This is a genomic window from Bogoriella caseilytica, assembly GCF_003752405.1.
In the GTDB taxonomy this organism is placed as follows: domain Bacteria; phylum Actinomycetota; class Actinomycetes; order Actinomycetales; family Actinomycetaceae; genus Allobogoriella; species Allobogoriella caseilytica.
The window spans coordinates 2,734,389-2,752,397 of record NZ_RKHK01000001.1; the positions used below are offsets into that span (position 1 = coordinate 2,734,389).

Below are 18,009 nucleotides of genomic sequence, written 5' to 3' on the forward strand. Positions count from 1 at the left end.
AGGCTGATCCGCCGCTGCTGCGGCTGCGGTCACGGCAGCTCGATGCCCTGCTCGTCGTAGTAGCGCTCAGCGCCCGGGTGCAGCGGGATGTCGCCGATACCCAGGAGCGCCTCATCGATGTCGATGTTCTCGCCGGCGGAGACAGTGATCTGGTCGGCGTACTCGAACAGCGCGGCGGTGATCTCGTAGGCGAGCTCCTCGCTGACCTCGGTGGTCGAGGCCGCCAGGGCAGCGAACACCGAGATGGTGGTGACGTCCTCGTCGAGGAAGTCGTAGGAGTCACTGGAGATGGAGTAGGACTCGTAGAAGCCACCGTCGGCGATGTCCTCGGCGTCACCCTCGTCCAGCGAAATCAGGCGTGCGTCCCGGGTGGCAGTGAGCTCGACCAGCCCGGCCACGGGAACGCCGACCACGAACATGGTGGCGTCGATCTGGCCATCGGCCAGCATCTCGGTGGAGGAACCGAAGTCGGTCTCCTCCGGGGTGTAGTCGATGTCGTAGTGCTCGAGGATGGCGTCCGAGATCGCGCGAGTACCCGAGCCGACGTCGCCGACGGCAATCGTGGCACCGTTGAGGTCCTCGATGCTCTGGTACTCGGAGTCGTCGAGGACGATGATGTGCATGGCCTCGGGGTAGAGGTTCGCGATCCACCCCACGTTGTCCACCTCGACGCCATCGAGGTCATCGCCCAACGTGCCGTTGACGGCATTGGCCGCGGTGTCGTTCTGGGTGAGGATCAGCTGGGCCTGGCCTTGCAGGAGGCGGCCGAGGTTGTCTATCGAGCCGCCGGACTCCACGTAGTCGACCGTGGCCTCGGTGTTGTCGGCGAAGATCGTCGAGAGCTCGCCGGCGAGGGGGTAGTAGGTGCCGGCGGTGCCACCGGAGGCGAAGGTCAGGTTGGTGATGAAGTCACCCTCGGCCGCGCCGTCATCAGTCTCGTCATCGGCGTCGTCGTCAGTGTCCTCGTCACCGTCGTCGGTGTCCTCGTCGGTGGTGGCGTCGTCGGTGGCCGGGTCCTCTGGTTCAGAGTCGCCGTTGCAGGCGGCCAGCACCAGCATGCTTGCTGCTGCTGAGATCGCAATCGGAACACGGATCTTCATGCTCGTCCCCTTGGGTCGAAGGATGATGCCGGCGAGGTTCGCCGGCATCGGGGTCGTGGCCAGGAGTATGACGTATCGCCATTGCCGATGTGTTTCCGCATCGAATGAGAGCGCCGTCTCATCTCCGTGCCTGGCCGCTCAATGTAGCCCACTGTTAGCATGGATGTTCGGGCTTCCAGCTCGCTCATGGTGGCACCTCTACCATTGTGCGGCGAGCAGAGCCCCGGCCAACGACCGACCACGAGGTACCCCACGCCCCAGTCCCGGTCGAGGCGATACCCTCACCGACCGTTGACAGTCCGCAACAGGAAGACCACACGTGGCGAACATTAAGTCCAAGAAGAAGCGCATCCTCACCAATGAGAAGGCGCGCCTGCGTAACAAGGCCGTGAAGTCGGAGCTGAAGACGCACGTGCGCAAGACCCGTGCGGCTGTCGCCGCTGGCGACAAGAGCGCAGCCACCGAGGCTTTGCAGGTCACGGGCCGCAAGCTGGACAAGGCCGTCTCCAAGGGCGTCATCCACGCCAACCAGGCAGCCAACCGCAAGTCGAAGCTGGCCAAGCAGGTCGCACAGCTGTCCTGAACCCGCTGACTCAGCCGGTTCGCCAGCGGCGTCGCACCCACGGGTGCGGCGCCGCTGTTGCGTCTGCTCCCCGGATGTGCGGAGCGCTTAGCGGCTCAGGACCGGCGTGGCGTCGGCCACGGCGGCGTAATGCTCCAGGAGCGTCTCACCGAGAGCCTCCCAGGAGCGCGGCAGCACGCGCCGCCGTCCGGCTTCGCCCATCTGTGCGCGCCGGGCGGCGGCATCCGGCGCACTGAGCGCGGCGACGGCGCTGCGCAGATCGGCGTCGTCCTCGGGGCCGTAGAGGTACCCGGTCTCCCCGGGGGCCACCACGTCAAGTGGCCCTCCGGCAGCCGGAGCCACGACGGGCACACCGGAAGCCATCGCTTCCTGGAGGGTCTGGCCGAAGGTCTCATGGATGCCGGTGTGCACGAAGACATCGAGAGCGGCGTAGCAGCGCGCGAGCTCCTCCCCGGTGCGCTTGCCGAGAAATACCGCGTTCGTGAGCTTGCGCTCCAGGGCGCTACGCGAGGGGCCATCACCGACGATCGCCAACCGCACGCCCAGCCCCTCGAGAGCCGCCAGGCGCTCGACGCGCTTCTCGGGTGCGAGCCGGCCCACGTAGCCGACCAGGGCCGTCCCTGCCGGAGTTCCTCGCAGGAGTTCCTCGCGCAGTGCTTGGCCGGCGGCGGTGGCGCGGTGGCGCGGGTGATACGTCACGGCATCGACGCCCCGGCCCCACAAGGCCGTCCGAGTGCGCGCCACGCCATTGGTGTGCAGGTCGTGCAGGGCCGCACTCGATGGCGCCAGGGTGAGATCTGCCTGGTCGTGGACCGTGCGAACCCAGCGCCACGACGCCCACTCGGTGCCGACAAGTCCGTACTTCAGCGCGAAGCGGGCGATGTCGGTCTGGAAGATGGCCACAGTGGGCACCGCGCGGCGGCGCGCGAGTAGCAAAGCCTGGTAGCCGAGTGCGAAGGGCGCTGCGGCATGGACGACATCGGGCCGGAACTCGTCGAGGTGCCGGGCCAGCAGCGGGCTGGGCACAGCCGCACGGAAGCCTTGGAAAGTGAAGGACGTCACTTCTCGGACCGGGAAGCCGGCGTAGTGGGCGGGCGCCGGGCCAGGGCAGACCACCATGGCCTGATGCCCGCGGGCGGCCAGGTGATCCAGCACGCGCAGGACTGAGGTGGTGACGCCGTTGGTTGCCGGAAGGAAAGATTCGGTCACGATGGCGACTCTCACGGTTTCACCGTGCCCGCCGTGGGTAACCATCGGGGGTGTCTGGGGCGACGTGTTGATGTCGGTTCGGTGAAGACCGCGGTGCCCATCGCCGGATTGCCTCAGTGTCCGCTGGCGGCCGCGACGCGCAACACCGCCCGTTCCACGGCGAAGACCGGGTCACGGCTGAGCCCTTTGACCTCGGCGTCGGCAGCAGCCACGGCAGTGATGGCCGCGGCCAGGCCCTCCGGAGTCCACCGGTTCAGATCCCGGCGCGCCCGATCGACCTGCCACGGTGCCAGCCCGAGATCGGCTGTGGTCACCCCCGAACGCCCGCGCGTGGCCGCCACCTTGGCCAGGGTGCGGAGCTTGACCGTCAGCGCCGCCACGATGGGGACCGGCCCGGTCCCTGTGGCCACCGCGTGGCGCAGGAGAGTCACCGCCTGCCCGGCCTGCCCCGCCACAGCGGCATCGGCGACGGCAAAGCCTGTGGCCTCCACCCGGCCCCCGTGGTAGCGCAACACATCATCGACGGTGATCGTTCCCGTCGTGTCGGCCACGAGCTGGCTGGTGGCTGAGGCGAGCTCCCGCAGATCGGAACCCAGGGCATCGACGAGCGCCTCCACGGCCTCGCCTTCGATGCGACGGCGCGCGCGCTGCACATCGGCGCGCACGAGCTGGGCCTTGTCGGCGTCACGTTTGATCGCGTCGCAGACGATGACGGGGTGCTTCGCGGAGAGGGCGTCGAGCAACTTCTTGCCCCGGGTGCCGCCCCCGTGGCGCACGATCAGCCAGACGTCGTCCGGTGGTGCCTGGAGATAGGCGAGCGCGTCGGTGAGGAACTCGTCGTTCATGGCCTCGGCGCCATCGGCCACTATGCAGCGCCGCTCGCCGAAGAGCGACGGACTGGCGAGCATCTCCAGGCGGCCACGCTCGTAGGCAGCGGCTTCCAGGCGTGTGACCTCAACGGCGGCATCGGCGTCCCGGGCCTGATCGAGCAGCGCCGCCAGAGCCCGGTCGGCCAGGAGGCCTTCGCTTCCGCGAATGAGGACCACCGGGGCGAGTGTGGCGGCGTCCCAGGACACTCCGGACGTCGACGCTGTCTTGCGGCGGGCGGGGGGCATGACCACGATCCTGCCACCTCCTTCCCACACGGTGGCCACGCCCGGCGGGTGGTCACCTTCTCCCCACCGCGGTGAGTGGCCACCGGTGGATCCACAGCCCCGGCGGCGTGCCGCCCACCCGCGCCCCACGCGTTCCTAGCCTGCGAGCGTGAGCAGTCAGGACTCGGCACCGCACCAGTCGCGCCGCGAGCAGCGCCGGTCCCAGCGGCTGCGCGCCCTGGCGTCCTCGGCGTACACCGCCACCGCCGGGCACCTGGAGATCGAGCCGGAGGAACGCGACGGCAGGGCACCGCGCCGCTGGTTCCCTGAGCCGGCTGCCGCGTGGGCCCTGGGGTTGCTTCTCGTGCTCACCGCGGCGGTCACGATCGGCTGGATGGCCCTCAGCGGGGGTGGCGAGGCGGTTCACTTCGGTGACGGGGCTGCCGAGAGTGAGCCGCTGGCCGGTGCCGAGCCGGAGGCAGCCCAGAGCGGTACCGAGCAGGACGCTGCCGAGGCTCAGGTAGAGCTGCCCGAGGAGGGAGACGCTCCGGATGCTGCCAGTGCGACATCGGGCGAGGAGGCCCGGATCGTCGTCCACGTAGCCGGCGCGGTCGCCGAACCCGGGCTCGTGGAATTGCCGGCCGATGCCCGCGCGGGCGAGGCCGTGGACTCCGCGGGCGGGCCCGTCGCCGATGCTGATCTCTCCCGGGTGAACCTTGCCCGGCCGCTGACCGACGGCGAGCAGTTGTACCTGCCGCGCATCGGAGAGGACGCGCCCGAGGTCACCCAGCCGGAGCCGGGCGCTGGTGCTGAGGCCGGCACCGGGTCCGCAGGAGACGCCGCGCCCCCCGAGGACGCCACGATCAACATCAGCACGGCCGACGCTGCGGCCCTGGAAGGACTTCCCGGCATCGGACCCGCCCGAGCGCAGGCGATCATCGAGTGGCGCGAGGCGAATGGCGGGTTCAGTGCCGCAGAGGATCTCCTGCAGATCTCCGGCATCGGCCCGGCCACCTTCGAGCGCCTCCAGCCCTTGGTGACCTGGTGAGCGGCGCTTGGGCCACCGCCGGTCGTGCCGCGCAGAAACGCTCAGGAGAAGAGCGGTCCCGGGAGGAGAGCGGCCCACCGCCCATCGCCGTGGATCTCCGGCTCGTCCCTGCTGCGCTGGCCGCCTGGGGCGCAGCCTTCGCCGGAGTCGGGCTGCCGCCGGCCTGGGGGCTGGGGATCGCTATCGGCGCTGGTGCGCTCGCCGCCGTCGCCGGTGGGCTGTGCCTGGCGCGCCGTGTGCGGCGCGCGGGCCCTGTTGCCCTGCTGCTCCTGACCGGCCTGGCTGCGCTCGCAGCCGCGCTGTCCGCGACGAGCCAGTCGCACGCTCGTGAGATCTCACCCCTGACGGCGGCCGCCCACGAGAGCGGCGAGGTGCAGCTGAGCGGGCGAGTGCTCCGGGCACCTTCGCCGCTGGCGCCGAGCCCCGAGGGCGGGCCGCGAGGTATGCGCGTGCAGCTTGCGGTGGAGGAGGTCGATGCGCGCGCCCACCACCGATGGGTCGATGGCGACCCGGCGATCGTGATCGCACCTGCGTCCTGGCGCGATCTCGAGCTCGGCGCCCTGGTGACCTTCCCGGCGAGCCTGCGCGCCACCGACCCAGGGGATCGGGCCTACGCGCTGGCCTTCACCTACGCACCGCCGGAGGTGGTGGCCGGCCCGCCGGCAGCGCTGCGCCCGGTCGCGGCGGTGCGCACGGCCCTGCACGGCGTGCTGGCAGATCGCTCCGGTCAGGCGCGCGGCCTCATTCCCGGAATGTCCGTGGGCGACGACCGGCATCTCCCTGCCGACGTCGACGAGGCCATGCGCTCCGTGGCGATGACCCACCTGACCGCCATCAGCGGCACTCATCTCGCCATCGTGATCGGGGCGGTGCTCCTCGCGGGCGTGTGGCTCCCGCCACCGCTGCGGGTGGCGGTCGCTGCGCTCGCCATGCTCGGCTTCGTCCTCCTCATCCGGCCTGAGCCCTCCATCCTGCGGGCCTCCGCGATGGCCTCGGTGGTGCTCGCCGGCCTACTGCTCGGCCGGCCATCCCGGGCGCTTCCGGCGCTGTGCCTGGCCGTAGCCGTGCTGATGACGGCCGATCCGCAACTGGCGCACGCCTACGGCTTCATCCTCTCGGTGCTGGCGACCGCGGGCCTGGTCACCCTGGCCCGTCCGTGGGCGCGATGGCTCAGTCACGTGATGCCGCGCTGGCTCGCGACGGCGATCTCCGTTCCTGCGGCGGCCCAAGCGGCGTGCGGCCCGGTGGTCCTGCTCCTCCAACCGGCCCTGCCCCTGTACGCGGTACCGGCGAATCTGCTCGCAGCCCCGGCGGTTCCGCCCGCCACGCTGCTGGGTGTCGGCACAGCCCTGCTCGCCCCCCTGTGGCCCGGTGGTGCCGAGGTGCTGGGTATGGCGGCGGCGGCGTTCACGTGGTGGATCTCGTGGTGTGCACTGACCTTTGCCGAGCTCCCGGGTGCGCAGCTGCCCTGGTGGGGCGGGACCCCCGGGGTCGTGCTGCTCGCCGCGGCCACGGCGGTGACCTTGGTACTGCTCGCGGCCCTCGGTGGTCCTCGTGCGGCGGCAATGCTGTGGTGGCCGGTCAGGGCCCTCCGGCGATCCTCCCGCGCTCTCCGGATGGCCGGGCTCATCACCGTCCTCATCGCGGCGGCACTGGCTCTCCTGCCTGTGCTGGGGCGATGGATCGCCGGAACCACACCCGGTGCACTGCCCCCGGACTGGGCCGCGCACCAGTGCGACGTGGGGCAGGGCAGCGCCTTCCTCATGCGATCCGGCCCGGATTCCGCTGTGATGGTCGACGTCGGTGACGAAGGCATGGGCGCTGCCCGGTGCGTGCAGGATGCCGGCGTGCAGCACCTCGACCTCCTGGTGCTCTCACACCCCCATCGCGATCACGTCGGCGGGTTGGCCGAGGTCCTCGCGGACGTCACGGTCACCGAAGTGCTCCTGAGCCCGGCTACCGCCCCAGAGCAGAACGTGGCGCAGGTAGCGGCTGAGCTCGACGCGGCGGGCGTGCCGGGGCGCGTGACGACAGCATCCGGCGAGGCCAGCTCCGGCCATGCCGGAGCGGTGGAGTGGGAACTCCTCTGGCCCACCGATGCCGGCGCAGCCGCAATGGTCCCCCGGGGAGGCGCGGCCGCGAACGACCTGTCGCTCACCGTGCTGCTCGATGACGGCGAGCTGAGCGTGCTCGCGCTAGGGGATCTCGAACTGGACGGACAGGCAGGCCTCCGGCAGGCATGGCAAGGGGCAGGACTCGCAGAGCCCGCGGTGGCGATCATGGCCCACCACGGCTCAGGCTTGCAGGATCCGGCGCTCGCCACCCTGCTGAGCCCATCGCTCACCCTGGTCTCGGTCGGGGCGGACAACACCTACGGACACCCGGCCAGCTCCGCCATCGACCTCTACACCCCGCACGGCCCGGTGCTGCGCACCGACCTGTGTGGGGCGATCACCCTGCTGCCCGGCTCGGCCTATCAGACCGAGCGCGAATGCCTGGAATAGCGCGGCGGGAGTGCTCACGTAAAGGATGCGGTGCCCCTGTGCCCGGCTTGCGATACTGCACGCGTGTCAGCTGAACTCGCGGAGTCATCCAGGACGGTCGTCAACCGCGTGTGGGCGGAGCGGCTGGGAGTTTCGCCGCTCGCCTTCGGAGCTGCTGAGCCGATCTTGATCACCAGGCCCGAGCTGACGGCGGCGGTGTCCCTCCGTCTCGGTGCCACGACGGCCGTGGCGGCCCCCGAGGAAGCCTTGGCCCTCCTGCGCCCCCTTGCGGCGGAGCAGTTGATCGCCGGTGCAGCGCTGCTCACCGCACTGGAGCCCTTGCGGCCGCAGCTGCTCGGGGCAGCATCGCTCTCCTTCCTGGAAGGCCAGCCGGAGACGCCCGTCACGGGTACCACGTGGATAGCCGCTGAGGCCGATGTCGGGTCAGTTCTCGATCAATGCTCGGGCGACGAGCGCGAGGAGAGCGGCCTGGGCGAGATGACGCACCGCTGGGCCGCCGGTGCGCGGCGCGGCGAGCCGGGGGCTGCTGCCGGTTATGAGGTCTGGGGTGATGGCCTCGCCCACCTGGGCGTGGCGGTCGCGGCGGGTGCCCGGGGCCGAGGTCTGGGGGCGCTGGCCGCGGCGGCGGCTGCCAGCCATGCGTGGAGCTCCGGACTGGTCCCGCAGTGGCGGTGCCGGCTAGCTCACCGTCACTCGGCGCGTCTTGCGGAACGCCTCGGTTTCGTCCGCGCCGGCGAGCAGATCGCCATCAATCTCGGCGCAGCCGGAGAGGAGCGCACCACCCGGTAGTCAGGCCGCGCGGCTGCCAGGCGAGAAACCCAGGAGGCGTCTCCCCGACCTCCCGGATACGGTCGAAAGAGCTCTGCGCCGTGGCTCCTTGCCTGAGGACCACCGGACCTGTCGCGCCGTGATGAAGGAGGAATCTCGCGTGTCTACTCGTCTCGATGCCGTGGTTTTTGATGTTCTCGAAACTCTGCTCGACCTCGACCCTCTCGGGGCCAGGCTTGAGGAAGTCGGGCAGCCCGCAGAGGTGCTGGGCGCCTTCTTCATGCGCTTCCAGCGTGACGCCATGGCGCTGACGCTGGCGGGCGACACTGCCGACTTCATGCGAACCGCCCGGCAATCGCTACGGATCGAGACGAAGCAGACGATCTCCGATGAGGACATCGACTACTTCCTCGAGGGCTTCGGCAAGGTCCCCGCCTTTGCCGATGTGAAACCTGCGCTGCGGACGCTCTCCGAATCCGGGATCACTATTGCTTGCCTGACCGTCGGTGACCCAGACACCACATGGTCCTTCCTGGCCGGAGCGGGGCTGGATTCCTACGTGGATCAGGTGGTCACCTCCGACGACGTCGGTGTGTGGAAGCCTGCACCGGACGTCTATCGCCACACCGCGAAGGTGCTGAACTGCGAACTGGATCGGATGGCCCTGGTCGCTGTCCACGCCTGGGACTGCCACGGTGCCAAGAAGGTCGGCGCCCTGGCCGGCTGGTGCTCCCGGCTTGAAGGAGAGCACGGGGAGGTCTTCGACCCGGCAGACGTCAGCGGAGCTGACCTCGTCGAGGTTGTGGACGGCCTGCTGGCGCTCTAGCGAGGAGCGAACCTGCTCGACATTGACCCGTACGCATGTTCGAATAGCGCGATGAGATGGGAAGCGCAACGACTCGACGACGGCGCCCAGGCGGCACAGGGTGCGCTGCTGCCCATGAAAGGGCTGGTCCGGACTGTCCGCACGCCTGAGTTCGAGGGCGTCACCTTCCACGAGATCCTCGCCAAGAGTGCACTGAACCGCGTGCCCGCGCAGTCGAGCATGCCTTTCAGCTGGACGATCAACCCCACCCGCGGATGCCTGCACCGGTGCTCCTATTGCTTCGCTCGACGCACCCACGAGTATCTGGACCTCGATGCCGGCAAAGACTTCGACACCCAGATCATCGTCAAGACCAACATTGCCGAGGTGCTGCGGCGCGAGTTGGCCCGCCCTTCCTGGGCACACGAGCACGTGGCGCTGGGAACCAATTCCGATCCCTACATGCGTGCCGAGGGCCGCTACCGGCTCATGCCCGAGATCATCACCGCCCTGGCTGAATCGGGCACACCCTTCTCGATCCTGACCAAGGGTCCGCTGCTCAAGCGCGACCTGCCCCTGCTCATCGAAGCCGCCCAGGCCGTTCCGGTCTCCATCGCGGTCTCGCTGGCCATGATCGACCGTGACCTGCAGCAATCGGTGGAGCCGGGCACACCCGATCCTCGCGCCCGCCTCGGCCTCATTCGCGCCGTACGCGAGGCCGGCCTGGAGTGCTCCGTGCTCGCCATGCCGATCCTGCCGTGGCTCTCCGACTCCGAGGACCAGCTCGACGCCCTGCATGCCGCGCTCGCCGTCGCCGGCGCGCAGGACGTGGTCACCGGCGCCCTGCACCTGCGCCCCGGGGCGCGGGAGTGGTTCCTGCAGTGGCTCGCCCGGGAGCACCCGGATCTCGTAGACCGCTATCGCCGGATGTACGCCCGGGGGGCCTATGCCCCTGAGGACTACCGCACGTGGCTCTCTGCGCGCGCGGCGGAGGTCCGCAGGCGCCATGGCATCGTGCGCAGCCAGCGCAGCGACCGCGGCCAGGCGAGCCGCGGCGCCGCCCAGGATCGCACCCGGCCCGCCTGGCGCGGGCGCGAGGACCCGATCCGGCGCCATGGCGACGAGACGCCTGCAGTCGAGGTCGGCGGGCAGCTCGCCCTCTTCTGAGCCAGCATGCCGATCGAGCCCGCCGTCGCGGCTGTCGCCGCACAGGTTCCCGCAGGGCTGCGCATGCCCGGCGCGGTAGCGTCACCCCGTGCCTACCCGCTCCTCCACCGACGCCACCGACGCCACCGACGGCACCGCCGTCCCGGCCGTTGCGAACCACCTCGCCCGAGCTCTTGCCGCAGACCTGCGCGATGCGGGGTTCACCGCCGCGGCGCTGCGCGAGGCGTGGGGCCAGGACGCCGATGACGCGCTAGGCCGCGGGCTTCGCTTGCCGGCCGAACGCGCGCTGGCGCACCGCACCGACGCGCTCGCCGTCCTCGCCAGACTGCTCGTGCTGGGCATGGCCCAGCCGAGCGACGGCGTCGCTTCGGCTCTGCCCACCACCGGGGTCGCCGGACTCGTTGACCTCCTGCTCTGCGCCGATGACGGCACCACGGTGACGCCGGTGGCCTCGCTGCGGCCGCAGGAGATCGCGGACGACGCCTGCTCCGCAGAGTGGTACGTGGTCTCCGACCTCGACGAGACGGCACTGGGAGCGCAACCCCTGCCCGTCGACCACGTCCTCGGTGCCGGTGGTGCCTCCCTGACGTTGGCAGCGCTGCAGCTCCCGACTCCCGCACAGAGCGTGCTGGACCTCGGCACCGGTTGCGCCATCCAGTCCCTGCGCGCCCGGCGCTACGCCACGACGGTGGTCGCCACCGACCTCTCGGCCCGCGCCCTGCGCTTCGCCGCGCTGAATCTTGCCCTCAACGAGGTCGATGACGTCGAACTGCGAGCCGGCAGCCTGTACGAGCCGGTGCTCGGCCAACGCTTCTCGCGCATTGTCTCGAACCCGCCCTTCGTCATCACCCCGCGCGACCCCGAGATGCCCGCCTACGACTACCGGGACGGCGGCATGGAGGGCGATGCGCTGGTAGAGGCGGTGATCAGCGGCGCTGGCGAGCACCTGGAGCCCGGTGGGATCGCGCAACTCCTGGGGAACTGGGAGTACCTCGCTGTCCATGGTGACGGTCGGGAACAGGTGGAGATCTCCGGGTTGGATCGCGTGCGGGCGTGGGTCGAGGCCTCGGAGAGCCCGCTCGATGCCTGGGTGGTCGAACGTGAGCTCCTCGATCCGGTGCGCTACGCCGAGATGTGGATCCGGGACGGCGGGATCCTTCCTGGCACCGGCGAGCACACACGTCTCCTGCAGGCCTACCTCGAGGACTTCGAGCGCCGAGGCGTGACGAGCATCGGCCTCGGGTACGTGTTGTTGCGTCGCCCGGCCGACGGGATCGTCTCCCTGGAGCGCTACGAGCAGGTGCCTCAGGCCCTCCCCGGTGAAGCTGGGCTCGGTGCGCACCTGGCAGGCGTCCTGGATCGGCACGACGAGCTCCGCGCCCTGGACGACCAGGCCTTGCTGGACCGGGCGGCTCGGACGGCGCCCGACGTCACCGAGGTGCGCCACCACATACCCGGGGAACCCGGCCCGGTGGTGGTCGAGTTGCGCCAGGGATCGGGTTTCGCCCGCACGCAGCAGGTCCGCGCCGAGCTCGCCGCCGTCGTGGGTGCCTGCGACGGCGACCTCACGCTCGGGCAGATCCTCACCGCCGTGGCCGCGCTGATGGATCTGGACGCTGAGGAGGCGCGAGCGGAGCTGGTGCCACCGCTGCGTGCTCTCATCAATGATGGCTTCCTCACGATCGAGTGAGCCCGCGCCACCACCCACAACCCGGCCCGCGGCGGTAACGTCCAGGCATGACCGTGGAGGACCTTGCCGAGCTCGTTGATGATGCCGTCGACCTTGCCCGCATCTGGCTTGCTGCCACCGAGGCCGGACAGGATGCGGCCGAACGCACCACCGCTGGCCGCCTGGCGGCTCTCGTTTCGGATCCCGAGGGCCTGGACCTGGCGATCAACTTCGTTGACCGAGTGGCACGGCCCGAGGATCCGCGAGTGGCGGCGAAGGAGCTTGCCGCACTGTCCACCAGCGCGGCGGGCTTCCTCAGCACCATCGATCGCAGTCTTCTGGCTACCGGCTCCAAGGCCGCACGCCTCGCTCCCGGCCTGGTGGTTCCCCTGGCGCGGAGACGGTTGCGCGGACTGGTCGGTCACCTCGTCGTCGATGCCGCCGACCCCGCCCTGGCCGAGCATCTGGCCCGCGCCAAGGAGGACGGCTTCCGACTGAACATCAACCTCCTCGGCGAGGCCGTGCTCGGCGAGGAGGAGGCAGCCTCCCGGGCGGAGCGCACCCGCGCTCTGCTGGAGCGCGAGGACGTGGACTACGTCTCGATCAAGGTCTCATCCCTGGTCTCACAGATCTCCCCCTGGGACGAAGCCGGCACCGTCGCTCGCGTGCTGGAACGACTCCGCCCGCTCTACCGAGCAGCCGCCGCACGGAGCCCACACGCCTTCGTCAATCTCGACATGGAGGAGTACCGCGATCTGGACCTGACGGTTGCGGTCTTCACGGCCCTGCTCAGCGAGCCCGAGTTCCAGGATCTCCGCGCCGGCATCGTGCTGCAGGCCTACCTGCCCGATGCCGCAGGGGCCTTGGAGCGCCTCATCGGCTTCGCGACCGCCCGGCGGGACGCTGGCGGAGCAAGCATCAAGATCCGCCTGGTCAAGGGCGCGAACCTCTCCATGGAACGCGCCGAGGCCGAACTCCACGGCTGGACCCAGGCGCCCTACGCCACCAAGGCCGAGGTGGACGCAAACTTCCTGCGGCTGGCCGAGCGCGCACTGCGACCCGAGCACAGCGGCGCCCTGCGACTCGGAGCCGCCTCACACAACCTCTTCGACGTCGCCGCTATTCACCTCCTTGCCGAGCAGCGCGGGGTCTCCGCAGCCCTGGACGTCGAGATGCTGCAGGGCATGGCACCCTCCCAGGCGCGCGCCGTCCGGGACGACGTCGGCACCGTCATCCTCTACACCCCGGTCGTAGCTGCAGAGGACTTCGACGTCGCCGTCTCGTATTTGGTGCGCCGGCTGGAGGAGAATGCGCAGCCGCAGAATTTCCTCCACGCACTCTTTGCCGGCGGAGCGATTGGCACCGATGACCAGGAGGCCCGCTTCCGGGAGTCCGTCCACCTGGCTGGGGAGGTCACCGCGCAGCCACGCCGCACCACCGAGCGGGCCCCGGCCCCGGAGGCCTTCACCAACGCGATCGACTCCGACCCAGCTCTCGAAGAGGTGCGCGCGTGGGCCGCGGAGGCCGTCGGCGCTGCCCCGGCCAGGCTGACCTCCCCGGTTCTCACCTCCACGGCCGATGTCGACGGCGTGGTCCGGCTGGCTCGTGATCTGCAACGCGAATGGGCCGAGCGGCCGGCCCACGAGCGCGCGGCGGTGCTGCGCCGGGCTGCCGATGAGCTCGAAGCTCGCCGCACGGTGTTGATCACCCAGGCCGCGCACGAAGGCGGCAAGACCGTGGCACAGTCCGACCCAGAGGTCTCCGAGGCCATCGACTTCGCCCGCTACTACGCCGACCGGGTCGCTGAACTGGAGCCGGGAGCCTCCCTGCACACCGACGGCGCGCGCTTCACTCCCGCGCCCTGCGTGCTCGTCGCCCCGCCGTGGAACTTCCCCGTCGCCATCCCCATCGGTGGCGTGCTCGCTGCGCTCGCGGCCGGATCCGCGGTGATCATCAAGCCCGCACCGCAGGTGCCCGGCTGCACCGAGATCGCCGTCGAGGCCGTGCGGGCGGCGCTGGAGGCCTCGGGGGTGCCCCGCCAGCTGGTGCAGGTGGTCCGTACCGATGAGGGCGAGGTCGGCCAGGCCCTGGTGGCCCATGCCGACATTGACCGAGTGATTCTGACCGGCGCCGCGGAGACCGGGGATCTCTTCATTTCCTTCCGGCACGGGCGGCGTGGCGGTCCGGGCGTGCTCGCCGAGACCTCGGGGAAGAACTCCCTGATCATCACCCCCGCGGCGGACTTCGACCTGGCCGTGGGGGATCTGGTGACCTCGGCCTTCGGGCACGCCGGCCAGAAGTGCTCAGCCGCGTCACTGGCCATCCTGGTGGGCTCCGCCGGGCGTTCGGAGCGGCTCCTGCGCCAGCTCGTGGATGCCGTGCGCTCGCTGCGAGTCGGATGGCCTGACGATCTGGGCGCGACGGTGGGGCCGCTGATCGAGCCACCGCAGGACAAGCTAGAGATGGCGCTGACCAGCCTGGAACCGGGGGAGCGATGGCTGGTCGAACCGCGCCAGCTCGATGACAGTGGGCGGCTGTGGTCGCCAGGCCTGAAGGACGGCGTGCGCCCCGGCTCCTGGTTCCACCGCACGGAGGTCTTCGGACCGGTGCTGGGGATCATGCGCGCCGCCACCTTCGAGGAAGCCATTGCCCTGCAGAACGCCACCGCCTTCGGGCTCACCGCTGGACTCCATTCCTTGGACTCCCAGGAGATGGCCATCTGGGCCGATCGGACCGAGGCCGGGAACCTCTACATCAACCGCCATATCACCGGCGCCATCGTGCGCCGGCAGTCCTTTGGTGGATGGAAGGCCTCGAACATGGGCCCGGGTGCCAAGGCTGGCGGCCCGAACTACGTGGCCCAGCTGGGCGACTTCGAGCCCGATGGGCTACCCGCGGAACAAGCTGACCTTTCCCGGGAACTCCGAGCGGCCCTGGCGGACTACACCGGGCTGGTGACCTCGCAGGCCGACCGCTCGTGGTTGCGCGCGGCCGTGTCCTCCGATGCTGCCGCCTGGGAGTCAGGCCTGGGGCTGGAGGTCGATGAGACGGGCTTGGCGGTGGAAGCCAACGTCTTCCGTTACCGGCCTGCCCCGTTGACGATCCGCACGGTCCCGGGGGCCGCCATCGTCGAACTCGTGCGCGTGCTGCTGGCCGCGGAGCTCGCCGGGACTGCGGTGGAGGTGAGCCTGGATGTCGAGACCGCGCAGGAGCTCGCCGGATTCGAGGACGGCGGCGACAATGCGCGCGCCGGCCTCGCCCGGCTGAACACCGCTCCTCAGATCGTGGAGCCGACCGAGGACTTCGTGGAGCGCCTCGCGCAGACACCGGTGGACCGCGTGCGGGTTATCGGCGTGGGGCCGGAGGCCTCGGAGATCGCCGATCGGCTCAGCTCGGCGGACACCAGCGTGCTCACCGGCCCCGTGCTAGCCACTGGCCGGCGAGAACTGCTCACCGTGGTGCGCGAGCAAGCGATCTCGCGCACCCTGCACCGTTACGGTCACGTCCCCGACGACGAGAGGTAGCTAGCGCAGCGCTGCCCGGCGCGTGTGATGCCCGGCTGCCGGAGGTCAGCGAGCCTGCGGCAGCCCGAGGATCCGGGCGAGGCCGGCGGCATCCTCGGCGATCGCAGCGGAGCCGGCCTCCTCCCCGGCTTGGGCGTAACCCCAGGCCGCCAGAACCCCAGGGACGCCGTGCATGGCTGCGCCCTCGATGTCGTGGTGACGGTCCCCGACCATCACCGCGCCGGAGACGTCGACCTCGGCTTCCCGCAGCCCCTGGAGCGCTGCTGCCACCACATTGGCCTTGACCTGGACGCCGGGCAGGTCGTGGGAGTCCTCCCGGGTGGCGCCGTGGATCGAGGTGAAGAACTGCTCGAGCCCGGCGTCGGCCAGGATGGGGCGCGCCAGCTCACCGAGCTTCGCCGTGGCCAGTGCCAGGGGAATGCCCGCCGCGTGCCAGGTCTCGATCAGTTGGGCCACTCCCGGGTAGAGCGGGACCTGGGTCATCCGGGGCCGGTACCGCTCGCGGTACTCGGCGACCACCCCATCGAGGGCGGGCTCTGGCACCCCGCCGAAGGTCAGGAAGCCCTCCCGGATGGGCGGGCCGACGAAGCGCAGCAGTGTTCCGGCGTCGGGCACGCGGTAGCCGCAGGCCGCGAGCGCCTCGGCGATGGAGGTCGTGATCGCCGGCGCGGAGTCGGTGATGGTGCCGTCAAGGTCGAGGATGACGGCGGTGGTGGGTTGCGGAAGCGGGAGAGCGGCGGAGTCGGCCACCGCACGGGTGTGCGTCGAGGCAGGGGAGTGCGGCATGGCTGAGAGCCTACGGGGGGCGCCTGGCTCGCGCCGGACGCCACCACAGTCAGCAGGCGGAACTCTCAACTCACCTCGAGCTCGAGGGTGACCAGCGCTGCAGCCGGCAGATCGAAGCTGAGCGTGCCGCCGTCGATGCGGGCACCGTCATAGTCCTGCGGGGCCACGCGGTTCGGCTCGGACGCCGTGTTGTGGTCGGCCACGTCGCCGGCGACCAAGATCCGGCCGGTTACTGTCCCGGTGTTCGCGCCACGCAGGCTCAGCTCGATACGCACGGCGGCGTCCGGGTCGAGGTTCGCGGCGGTGATGGTGGCCCGGCCGTCCTTGGTGGAGGCGGTGACCGAGACGGCATCCACGGTGGTGCCATCGACCTCACGCTGCACCCCGGTGCCGGTGCGATGCACGGCCAGCGACTGCGCATCGTGGTGCCCGGTGGCCATGGCGAAGGCGTGGTAGGTGGGGGTGAGGATCATCTGATGGCCGTCGGTGAGGACCATCGCCTGCAGCACGTTCACCGTCTGGGCGATATTGGCCAGGCGCAGGCGGTCCGCGTGCGCGTGGAAGGCGTCGAAGTGCACCGCCGCGACCAGCGCGTCGCGCTGGGTGTTCTGCTGGTACAGGAATCCGGGGTTGGTGCCCGGCTCCACGTTCCACCACGTGCCCCACTCATCGAGCGCGAGCCCGATCTTCTTGGTGGGGTCGTAGGCGTCCATGACCGCTGCATGCCCGGCGATGAGTTCGCGGACGTGCTGCGCACGGCGCATCGTGGTCCAGTACTCCTCGCGGCTGAACTCGGTGGCCGAGCCCTTGTCGGACCACGCCCCGGACATCGTGTAGTAGTGGAAGGAGATCGCCTGGAAGGTCTCCCGCGGACTGGTGTCGCCCAGGCCGTGGGAGACCTGCTTCATCAGGGTCTCGGTCCAGGCGTAGTCCGCATCGGAGGCGCCCGCCGCGATGCGGTAGAGCCTGTTCTCGCCATGGTCACGCGCATAGGTCGCGTGCTGACGTGCCATGGGAGCGAACTGCTCGGCGCGCAAGTTACCGCCGCAACCCCACGGCTCGTTCCCGATGCCGAAGAGGCGTACCTTCCACGGCTCGGGATGGCCGTTCTGCGCGCGCAGCCTGGCCATAGGGGAGTCTCCTGAGCGGTTCAGGTACTCCACCCACTCGCTGGTCTCGCGGACCGATCCTGAGCCCACGTTGGCCGAGATGTACGGCTCCGTGTCCAGCAGTTCGCACAGCGCCATGAACTCGTGGGTGCCGAAGTGGTTGTTCTCCTCCACGTCACCCCAGTGGGTGTTCACCATCCGCGGGCGGTCCTCGCGTGGGCCGATTCCATCCATCCAGTGGTACTCATCGGCGAAGCAGCCCCCCGGCCAGCGCAAGTTCGGGATGGCAATGGCGCGCAGCGCCTCGACCACATCGGCCCGGATCCCGCCCTCATGGGGCACGTCGGCGTCCTCGCCCACCCAGAACCCGTCATAGATGCAGCGCCCCAAGTGTTCGGCGAAGTGGCCGTACAGGTGGCGGCTGATGGTCGGCCCGGCGACGTCGAGGTCGATCACGGCGGAGAAGGTGGCGGTCATGCTGAGACTCCAGGGGTGGCGTGGCAACTGGGTACATCGATGTAGAGGACTTTGGCGCGGATGGGCGAGAATGTCTAGCGGAGTCTTGGTGGGCAGCGGACTCCGCAGCGCAAGCGATAGCCTCAGCGCGCTGACGGGGCAGGGCTGCAGCGGCACGGCATACCCT

13 protein-coding genes are annotated in these 18,009 nt (G+C 70.2%); 8 read left to right on the forward strand and 5 right to left on the reverse strand.

Annotation, left to right across the window (positions count from 1 at the left end; all coding sequences use genetic code 11):
* Window positions 1–29: 29 nt before the first annotated feature.
* A complete protein-coding gene (locus EDD31_RS12265; protein ID WP_245991173.1) occupies window positions 30–1,100 on the reverse strand; it encodes a TAXI family TRAP transporter solute-binding subunit in 1,071 nt (356 codons plus the stop codon).
* A gap of 319 nt (window positions 1,101–1,419) precedes the next feature.
* On the opposite strand from EDD31_RS12265, the gene rpsT reads away from it, so the two are divergent.
* A complete protein-coding gene (gene rpsT, locus EDD31_RS12270) occupies window positions 1,420–1,683 on the forward strand; it encodes a 30S ribosomal protein S20 (RefSeq protein WP_123304403.1) in 264 nt (87 codons plus the stop codon).
* A gap of 87 nt (window positions 1,684–1,770) precedes the next feature.
* Here the strand turns inward: rpsT and EDD31_RS12275 are convergent, their stop codons facing one another.
* Together EDD31_RS12275 and holA are read right to left on the reverse strand one after the other, a co-directional pair.
* Window positions 1,771–2,892, reverse strand: a complete 1,122-nt coding sequence (locus EDD31_RS12275; protein ID WP_342768053.1) for a glycosyltransferase family 4 protein — start codon at window positions 2,890–2,892, stop codon at window positions 1,771–1,773.
* Window positions 2,893–3,005: 113 nt separating this feature from the next.
* The gene (gene holA, locus EDD31_RS12280) at window positions 3,006–4,007 is read right to left on the reverse strand and encodes a DNA polymerase III subunit delta (RefSeq protein ID WP_123304405.1); all 1,002 of its coding nucleotides are present in this window, start codon (window positions 4,005–4,007) and stop codon (window positions 3,006–3,008) included.
* Window positions 4,008–4,155: 148 nt separating this feature from the next.
* Here holA and EDD31_RS12285 point away from each other — a divergent pair, with 148 nt between their 5' ends.
* The 7 genes from EDD31_RS12285 (at window position 4,156) to EDD31_RS12315 (ending at window position 15,471) form a co-directional block, all read left to right on the forward strand.
* Window positions 4,156–5,034 carry a ComEA family DNA-binding protein gene (locus tag EDD31_RS12285; protein ID WP_245991175.1) on the forward strand — a complete coding sequence of 293 codons (879 nt, stop codon included), beginning with the start codon at window positions 4,156–4,158 and terminating at the stop codon, window positions 5,032–5,034.
* Window positions 5,031–7,538 (forward strand): ComEC/Rec2 family competence protein, encoded by a 2,508-nt coding sequence (locus tag EDD31_RS12290; RefSeq protein ID WP_170163297.1) that lies wholly within the window; start codon window positions 5,031–5,033, stop codon window positions 7,536–7,538. The genes EDD31_RS12285 and EDD31_RS12290 overlap by 4 nt, the downstream gene beginning before the upstream one ends.
* A 63-nt stretch (window positions 7,539–7,601) precedes the next feature.
* Window positions 7,602–8,327, forward strand: coding sequence for a GNAT family N-acetyltransferase (locus tag EDD31_RS12295; RefSeq protein ID WP_148058949.1), 726 nt, complete (start codon window positions 7,602–7,604; stop codon window positions 8,325–8,327).
* A gap of 139 nt (window positions 8,328–8,466) precedes the next feature.
* Window positions 8,467–9,132 (forward strand): HAD-IA family hydrolase, encoded by a 666-nt coding sequence (locus tag EDD31_RS12300; protein WP_123304408.1) that lies wholly within the window; start codon window positions 8,467–8,469, stop codon window positions 9,130–9,132.
* Window positions 9,133–9,183: 51 nt separating this feature from the next.
* Window positions 9,184–10,278 (forward strand): Rv2578c family radical SAM protein, encoded by a 1,095-nt coding sequence (locus EDD31_RS12305; RefSeq protein ID WP_123304409.1) that lies wholly within the window; start codon window positions 9,184–9,186, stop codon window positions 10,276–10,278.
* A gap of 88 nt (window positions 10,279–10,366) precedes the next feature.
* Window positions 10,367–11,968: a DUF7059 domain-containing protein gene (locus tag EDD31_RS12310; protein ID WP_123304410.1), complete on the forward strand. Its 1,602-nt coding sequence runs from the start codon at window positions 10,367–10,369 to the stop codon at window positions 11,966–11,968.
* A gap of 47 nt (window positions 11,969–12,015) precedes the next feature.
* A complete protein-coding gene (locus tag EDD31_RS12315) occupies window positions 12,016–15,471 on the forward strand; it encodes a proline dehydrogenase family protein (RefSeq protein WP_123304411.1) in 3,456 nt (1,151 codons plus the stop codon).
* 45 nt (window positions 15,472–15,516) lie between these two features.
* Here EDD31_RS12315 and EDD31_RS12320 read toward each other — a convergent pair whose 3' ends face one another.
* Together EDD31_RS12320 and EDD31_RS12325 are read right to left on the reverse strand one after the other, a co-directional pair.
* Window positions 15,517–16,257, reverse strand: coding sequence for an HAD hydrolase-like protein (locus EDD31_RS12320; RefSeq protein WP_123304412.1), 741 nt, complete (start codon window positions 16,255–16,257; stop codon window positions 15,517–15,519).
* Between the two features lie 65 nt (window positions 16,258–16,322).
* The gene (locus tag EDD31_RS12325) at window positions 16,323–17,843 is read right to left on the reverse strand and encodes an alpha-N-arabinofuranosidase (protein ID WP_123304413.1); all 1,521 of its coding nucleotides are present in this window, start codon (window positions 17,841–17,843) and stop codon (window positions 16,323–16,325) included.
* Window positions 17,844–18,009 lie beyond the last annotated feature (166 nt).

Coding starts and splice junctions, on each gene's coding strand:
- EDD31_RS12265 (WP_245991173.1), bottom strand. CDS start 1,100: ATGAAGATCCGTGTTCCGATTGCGATCTCAGCAGCAGCAAGCATGCTG.
- holA (WP_123304405.1), bottom strand. CDS start 4,007: ATGCCCCCCGCCCGCCGCAAGACAGCGTCGACGTCCGGAGTGTCCTGG.
- EDD31_RS12305 (WP_123304409.1), top strand. CDS start 9,184: ATGAGATGGGAAGCGCAACGACTCGACGACGGCGCCCAGGCGGCACAG.
- EDD31_RS12315 (WP_123304411.1), top strand. CDS start 12,016: ATGACCGTGGAGGACCTTGCCGAGCTCGTTGATGATGCCGTCGACCTT.
- EDD31_RS12320 (WP_123304412.1), bottom strand. CDS start 16,257: ATGCCGCACTCCCCTGCCTCGACGCACACCCGTGCGGTGGCCGACTCC.
- EDD31_RS12325 (WP_123304413.1), bottom strand. CDS start 17,843: ATGACCGCCACCTTCTCCGCCGTGATCGACCTCGACGTCGCCGGGCCG.